We start from the raw sequence: 6770 nt of genomic DNA, 5'->3' as shown, positions 1-6770 counted from the left end.
CCCGCAGATGGAGTTGACCGACGTCGATATCTGGGCGCCGCCGGCCCTGTGGAGCGAGCCCGAGGCGCTGGCCCGCGAGCGGACACTGGGGCGTACGGCTTCGGGACCATGGCCGCCATGGTGGAGGTGAGGCAAGGCGCTTTCGACTTCACGCGAATCTATAAAGAGGCGGTCGGCGCCTCCGCCGGCCGGCGTGAAAATGCCGGGGCCCCGTATGTCGCCGTGTCGTACTATACCCCGGGGCAGAACTCCGCCCGGGAATACTACCTGCTTAATGGCCGGGAAACTGTTGCGGACTTATTCCTTGTTGCAAGAGATAATGTTCTCCCGCCGTCAAACGAGTTTGAGGAGAGGTGGCACGATAAGGTAGAGGGTTTCTGGAGAAAGAGCCCGTTCGTTTCTCCGGGCAACCAGGACGCCCCGGCCCTCCCGTAAGGGAGGAGGGAGGAGGGGGAGGGGGAGGAAAATGCTCAGGTTCCTCTTTATAGACATCCCGAGGATGATAGTCGGCGGCGTCCTGCTGCTTATAGTGAACGTCGTCTGCTTTCTTCCGAGGCTCTTCTATAAGCTCCTTATCGACTACCGGACCCCCTTATGGATAAATTTCAAGAAGAGCGCGGCGGACAAGAACTTTATGGCGTGGCTGGACCTTCAGATCAAGAAGGGGGACAAGAAGATCAAGGTGCCTAAGGAACTCGCCATCGACGTCAGCCGCAAGGCGCGCCGGGAAGCCATGCGTCTTTGCAAGGACAGGAAGATAAAACTACTCATGGACTGACCATTCAAGTATTCCAAGTATGGCAGGCATAATTTTAAGGTCGAAGCGGGGAATAAGGGCCGGATATGAAGAAGGTCTTGATAGCGCTGGCATTAATGATGTCCCTGGCATATTTGAAGGGAAACGTGTCGGGTGCGGACAAACCACATGAGCCTGCCCCAACACCGGAATTTCTTCCGGCTATGTTCCGCCCTCTATCATGGGGAATGAATATAAAGGAGCTTAAAAGCCTTTTCCCCTCCGCTGAACTTCAAGAAACGACATATACGGCCCCCAACGACGAGATGATGACGGTTTCCATGGTCTTTGGGATTACATGGGATTATCTCGGGGAAGCCTACGTACACGTTGCCCACCACAACTACGGACGTATCGACATAATCAGAATTTCGACCACGGAAACGAGACCGGAGTGTTTTGAGGATCCGCCCTGGCCGGATTGGTGCCGAAGCGTTTACAGCGATGATCTGGTAAAGATACTGGGAGAGCTTAAGGGGGTAATATCCAAGGCCTACGGCCCGCCCCTTGAGTACGAAGGCGGATATCGCGAAGCAGCCGGACTTCCCCCCGACCCGAGGGAAAGGGGGTATAAATGGGAAAGGGAAGGCTACAACCTCTTTCTGAATATTACCGTCGGCGAAGAGGATGATTGGGCCGTAGATTTGACGGCGGTTCGCCGGGAAGGCCTGCCCGGGGTCGGCCATGCGGTGTTTTACTCGTTCGATAAGACACGCAACAATAACGAAGCGGCCTCAAGCGAGGAAGATGAGGCCGATTATGACCTGAGGTACTATTATGAACAGCTAAAGTCGTGGCTGGGAAAAAAGGGGATTGCGCATTCGTTCCAGGGCTCTCCCGGATTTACGATAAAGGCTGCATCGGGCAAGGAACTTCTTTTTTCAAAGGACCTGTTTGAGAGTGACGTGGGTGTGGTTCTCATAAGGAATGACGGAGCTTACAGGTTAATCTCCGGGGTGACAACGGACGTGGATCTGATGGCGGATATCATTTCGTTTTTCGGGATAGAGCGGTAAGAGTTTTTTCCTGAAGTCGGCAAGGCGGAACCGACCTTAAAACCGTCGAGATAAAACTATACAAAAGCGGCGTATTGAAGTTCGAACAGATATCCAAAAAACCGGAAGAGAATAGGACTTATTCATTGGGCGGAAAATGGCGAAAGTTGGAAGCGGGTAACGGTTACTCGTTAAGCATCTGGGATGCGGTCATTTTAATCGAAGAAAAAGACGGGCATTGGAGGGTTCTTCAAGAAAGCGGTTGGTTCAAGGAAGAGCTTTGCCTCCCCCCTGTTCTGTCGGATGTAACGGGTTAGCTGCCGTTTTTTCCGTATCCCACGTGGGGCAACCGTTAGGGTGACAAAATATGCAGACGATTAAGCGAAAGTATGTGCACGGATTGTTGTTGCCGGTCGGCCTGTCGTTATTGCTAAGCGGCTGCTTGAAAACCAACAATGACCTGCTAATAGAGGCGGCTTCAAAAGGAGACATGGAAAGAATAGAGACGTTGTTGGACCTCGGGGCGGATATAAATTACAGGGACGGAAAAGGAAAAACGGCGTTAGCGGTCGCCGTGTCGCGAAACAAGCTGCCGGCCGTGAAGCGACTTCTATCAAACGACGGAAAGACGGTCAGTCAAGACCTGCGGTATTCGGCGGCGGGGATCGCGGCGCTTGCGGGGTATCTACCGATATTAAAGGTTCTTTTGGATTCCGGTTTGGATGTAAACGGAAAGATATCTACGTTCTCTCTGTTACACCTTGCCGCCCAAAGCAGGAACCCCGAAGTTGCACGGGAGCTGTTAAGGCGCGGGGTTTTGGTCGATGTCGAAGATAGCAACGGAGAGACACCACTGTTTCATGCGGCAGGGCCGGAGGGGGTACGAACGCTGGTAGAAGTTTTCATCGAAGCGGGCGCCGATGTGAACAAAAAGAATAAATACGGAAATTGCCCGCTTACGTTGGCTTTGGCGGAAAACAACCATGATAGTGCGGCCTTGTTGAGGAATGCAGGTGCAAAAGAATGCAGGTAAATCACCCCGGGAAGCCCATTAAGCCGCTTCGCTAATCGCCGGTGGCAATGAAATCCCTCCGCCCCCCGAAAGGGGGCCGGGGGGTATCCTACTCCACCGTAAAGCTGAGCGTCTCGAGGACGTTCCCTTCCCCGTCGGCTATCTCGACCTTCCACTCCCCGGTCCATGACGGAAGCAGCCTCTTCGAGCTCCAGGTCCTGTGGTTTGCGTACTTTATGTCGAGCGTTACTTCCGCCATTAGCTCCTCCCCCCGGTACCACTTGTGCGTTATTGAGTCCCCCTCGCTGCCGCCGGTTATCTTCGAGAAGCAATAGAGCGTTCCGACCTCAACGGAAAAACTTTCCGCTGCGCCAACGGGCGCGCGGTCCTCGACAGAGGTGGCTATCGCCGACTCGGCCACCGAGAGATGCACCTCGGCCAGCGCCGGGAGCGACAGGGCCAACATGGACACTGCCGCCATAAAAACGATAAACTTTTTCATCATGTACGTCCTCCTTTGGTTTTCTTGTCCATTTAAGCGGTTACGGTTTAAGCGGGTCTCGCGATAGGAACTTGATGAGGGCTTCCTTTTCCGAGGCCGTCAAATCCTGCCTCCCCTGGAGCCGCCTGTACCCTTCCATCCTCTCGACCACGCCACGCCACTCTTCGGAGGTATGCTGTGCCGGGTCGGGCGGCGAGTGGCAGATCGAGCAGAACCACAGGAGTTGGAACGCGCCTTCTGACTTGAGCGCCGGGTCGTCCTCGGAAAGGGCCTTGAGGCCGTGCCTTTTGAGGTAGGACACTATTGCATCCCTTTCCTCGCCCACCGGGACCTTTACCCCCGGCATCCTGCCGCCCATAATGCGCAAATGGCCCAGCATCCTCTCGAACATCACGGGCCACTCGTCGGTCGAGTGCATCTTCGGGGTGGGGAGGTTATGGCACTGGCTGCAGTACCTGCCGAAGAGCTTTGCCCCGCGGCTTTCCGGCTCTGGCAGGTCGCCGGCGGCAAACCCGCCGGGGATCACGAGCTTCCTTATCTTTATCTCGCCCGCATCGCCTTTTATGTCTCCAGGGGACTTCTTTCCCATGGCGCCGGTCGGACCGGCGGCGAGGAAGATAAGGACTATGAGTGACGCTATGACGGAATAGAAGCGCATGGTCGTTTTAAACTCCATATACTACAACTATAGTACAAATGGGGCCGTTGTCAATAGTAACCGCGCACCATGATGGTGTTTAATTCCATGACGACCATTGGGGGTTATCGGTCCCGGCACTGTCTCTTATTCCGTGCACCCGCCCTCATTGGCCCCTGAGATCCTTGTACTCTTCGTGCCTGAGCTCCATCATCTCCCGCATGAGCTTCATCATCTCGGCGGTGAGCTGGAGTCTCCTGGCCGTGTTCTTGTCGTCGGAGCGCAGCGTGATCGTAACGCCGTCGTCGACCTCCGTAACTTCGATCTCCACCCCCTTGCCGATCCCGGCCCCGAGCCCTTTTCCGAGCCCGAGCAGCGGACAGTCCATGCCGCCCATGCCCCTCATACCCCCTTTGCTCATGGTGTGCATGCCGCCGGTCCCCTTCTTGTCCATCATTCCTTTCTTCGGGCAGTCCGGCGTCCCCGCCAGCGGACAGTCCTCGGCCGCGGCCTTCTTCCCGTGCATCATCGCGTCGGCCGTGTCGACTGACGAGAGCATAAAGAGTCCCACCGTAAGGGCTACGGCTACCGCGATAAGTCTGCTTCTCATCACAACGCACCTCCTCTGTTAACGGTTATAAATCAAGTTAAGCACGTTTTTCCGGGATGTCAAGACCCCGTGACGGGGTTTCAACTTCTGGACTACCGTCATTGGTACGAGATACCAATGGTGTATTGAGCCTCGGATGGAGTTGACCTTGCGCTACCCCCCCCCTTTGCCCCCCTTGAATCTCTTATAGAGTATGGGTATGAGCGAGACGATTACCACGAGCGTTACGCCTATTAGGAACTCCTTCGAGACCTTGCCCTTAAGGAGGTCCAGGAACGAGCTTGAAAACACCACGTAGGCCGTAATCCCCGGAAGCATAAAGACGAGGGAGGCGAGCACGTAGTGGCTGAGCCTTATCGAGGTAAGCCCGAAGGCGTAGTTGAGGAAGTTAAAGGGGAAGAGCGGGATCAAGCGTGTGAAGGCCACTATCTTCCAGCCTTTTTTTTCCACGTCCCGGTCGAGCTCCTGCCACCGGGAGCTTTTTTCCATCCTGCCTTCGACCCATTCCCTTCCCATGTACCTTGATATGAGGAAGGCGACGGTGGCGCCTATGTTCGCGCCGATTGTTACATAGACCACGCCCCACACCGGGCCGAACAGTACCCCGCCGAGCACGGTCAAGGGGAGGCCCGGCATCATCAGGGCGGGCGCCACGCAGTAGAAGGCCACATAGACCACCGGCCCCCACGCGCCGAAACCGTCTATCCAGGCGCGGAGCCTCTCCTGATCCAGATACTCCTCCAGGCCGAAGAACTTTACCCCGAGGAAGAGGGAGGCGACGATTGCGATCAGTATCAGGAACTTTACCCCGCCCCTGCTCATGCTACCTTCCCCTCCTGATGAGCCAACCGGCGAGCTTCGGGAACCAGCCGGTAAAGAGTTTTTCTTTGTAGTACTGGTCGCACGCCCTCTTTACCGCCTGCGAGAACGTGGGGTAGACGTGGATGGTCCTGGATATGCCGGTTATGGGGATGTTGTGCTGCATGGCGAGCGCGTACTCGTGTATGAGCTCCCCGGCGCCCGGGCCGAGTACGTGCGCCCCGAGGAGTTTTTGTTTTTTGTCGCAGACGAGCTTTATTAATCCCTCTCCTTTTCCTTCTATGACCGCCCTGTCCACGTCCTTGAACTCGAAGCGGTATACCTTGACGTTGCCGTGTTTTCCTCTGGCCTCGTCCTCTGTGAGCCCGACGTGCGCGAGCTCCGGGTCGGAGTAGGTGACCCAGGGGACCACACGGTAGTCGGCCTTCCGGTTTACGAGCGGGAAGAGGGCGTTTGTTATGACAAGTCCGGCCTGGTACTCGGCCACGTGCGTGAAGGCGTAGGGCCCGGCCACGTCGCCGCAGGCGTAAATGTCAGGAACGCTCGTCCGGAGGTAGGCGTCTATCTCGATGCCTTTACGGCTGTCGTACCTGACGCCCGCGGCTTCCAGGTCAAGCCCTCCGACGTTCGGGGAGCGGCCGATGGCCATCATCACCTCGTCTGTCTTGAAGAGCTTGTCTCCGGTGGGGCAGGCGGCGTCCATGACCTTCTTTCCGTCCTCGACCCGGACCTCCTTCACCTCGGTGCAGGTCTGAATGTCTATCCCCTCCCTCTGGAGTGTTCCTTCGAGCGTGTCGGCGAGCTCTTTTTCCTCGCGAGGGAGGATTTGGCCCATCTTCTCGACGATGATTACCCGTGACCCGAGGCGCGCGAAGATTTGGGCGAACTCTATACCGATGGGGCCCGCGCCGAGGATGGTTATGGAGCCGGGGAGAGTTTTGAGCTGGAGCGCGGTTACGTTGGTAAGGGCGCCTGCCTCCTTAAGCCCCGGTATGGGGAGCACGACCGGGCTAGAGCCCGTGGCGATGAGGAACTTTCGGCCTTCGACCTTCCTCCCGTCCACCTCGAAGGTGTGGGAGCCGGTGAAGCGGCCGCTGCCCGAGATTACCTCCACGCCCATCTTTTTGAAGCGTTCCGGGTCGTCGTGCTCTCCGAGCTTCGCCTGCACGGAGCGCATGGCGTCCATGACCTTCGCGAAGTCTACTCTTGTCTCGCCGGCCTCCACGCCGAACTCTTCGGCGTTCCTTACCATGTGCGCCACCCTGGCCGAGTGGACGAGTGTCTTGGTGGGGACGCATCCCCAGTGGAGGCAGTCGCCGCCGAGGGCTTCTTTTTCGACGAGCGCCACGCGTGCGCCGAGCTGCGCGGCCCCGCTCGCCGCCACGAGCCCGCCGACGCC

Annotated in this window: 9 protein-coding genes; 4 read left to right on the top strand and 5 right to left on the bottom strand. The window is 57.1% G+C overall.

Annotated features, from left to right (window positions below):
- Positions 1-117 precede the first annotated feature (117 nt).
- The 4 genes from V3W31_09725 to V3W31_09710 all read left to right on the top strand — a co-directional run bounded on the left by V3W31_09725 (position 118) and on the right by V3W31_09710 (position 2824).
- Positions 118-435, top strand: a complete 318-nt coding sequence (locus V3W31_09725; protein ID MEE9615205.1) for a hypothetical protein — start codon at positions 118-120, stop codon at positions 433-435.
- Between the two features lie 31 nt (positions 436-466).
- A complete protein-coding gene (locus V3W31_09720; GenBank protein MEE9615204.1) occupies positions 467-778 on the top strand; it encodes a hypothetical protein in 312 nt (103 codons plus the stop codon).
- A 65-nt stretch (positions 779-843) separates the two neighbouring features.
- Complete coding sequence (locus tag V3W31_09715) at positions 844-1812, top strand: hypothetical protein (GenBank protein ID MEE9615203.1); 969 nt, start codon at positions 844-846, stop codon at positions 1810-1812.
- 346 nt (positions 1813-2158) lie between these two features.
- Complete coding sequence (locus V3W31_09710; protein MEE9615202.1) at positions 2159-2824, top strand: ankyrin repeat domain-containing protein; 666 nt, start codon at positions 2159-2161, stop codon at positions 2822-2824.
- A gap of 88 nt (positions 2825-2912) precedes the next feature.
- On the opposite strand, the gene V3W31_09705 is transcribed toward V3W31_09710, so the two are convergent.
- From V3W31_09705 to V3W31_09685, 5 genes are all read right to left on the bottom strand, one after another.
- The gene (locus V3W31_09705) at positions 2913-3308 is read right to left on the bottom strand and encodes a DUF2914 domain-containing protein (GenBank protein MEE9615201.1); all 396 of its coding nucleotides are present in this window, start codon (positions 3306-3308) and stop codon (positions 2913-2915) included.
- A 37-nt stretch (positions 3309-3345) separates the two neighbouring features.
- Complete coding sequence (locus tag V3W31_09700) at positions 3346-3981, bottom strand: c-type cytochrome (protein MEE9615200.1); 636 nt, start codon at positions 3979-3981, stop codon at positions 3346-3348.
- Between the two features lie 127 nt (positions 3982-4108).
- On the bottom strand, positions 4109-4555 hold the full coding sequence (locus tag V3W31_09695) for a hypothetical protein (protein MEE9615199.1): 447 nt from the start codon (positions 4553-4555) through the stop codon (positions 4109-4111).
- Between the two features lie 150 nt (positions 4556-4705).
- On the bottom strand, positions 4706-5374 hold the full coding sequence (locus tag V3W31_09690; protein MEE9615198.1) for a TVP38/TMEM64 family protein: 669 nt from the start codon (positions 5372-5374) through the stop codon (positions 4706-4708).
- Position 5375: 1 nt separating this feature from the next.
- The coding region (locus V3W31_09685; protein MEE9615197.1) for a mercuric reductase at positions 5376-6770 on the bottom strand (1395 nt) is incomplete at its 5' end.

Source organism: Thermodesulfobacteriota bacterium, assembly GCA_036482575.1.
GTDB lineage: Bacteria > Desulfobacterota > GWC2-55-46 > GWC2-55-46 > JAUVFY01 > JAZGJJ01.
Note: the sequence above shows the minus strand (reverse complement) of the source record. Positions and strands in the feature narration are given on the sequence as shown.

Coding starts and splice junctions, on each gene's coding strand:
- V3W31_09725 (MEE9615205.1), top strand. CDS start 118: ATGGTGGAGGTGAGGCAAGGCGCTTTCGACTTCACGCGAATCTATAAA.
- V3W31_09720 (MEE9615204.1), top strand. CDS start 467: ATGCTCAGGTTCCTCTTTATAGACATCCCGAGGATGATAGTCGGCGGC.
- V3W31_09715 (MEE9615203.1), top strand. CDS start 844: ATGAAGAAGGTCTTGATAGCGCTGGCATTAATGATGTCCCTGGCATAT.
- V3W31_09710 (MEE9615202.1), top strand. CDS start 2,159: ATGCAGACGATTAAGCGAAAGTATGTGCACGGATTGTTGTTGCCGGTC.
- V3W31_09705 (MEE9615201.1), bottom strand. CDS start 3,308: ATGATGAAAAAGTTTATCGTTTTTATGGCGGCAGTGTCCATGTTGGCC.
- V3W31_09700 (MEE9615200.1), bottom strand. CDS start 3,981: ATGGAGTTTAAAACGACCATGCGCTTCTATTCCGTCATAGCGTCACTC.
- V3W31_09690 (MEE9615198.1), bottom strand. CDS start 5,374: ATGAGCAGGGGCGGGGTAAAGTTCCTGATACTGATCGCAATCGTCGCC.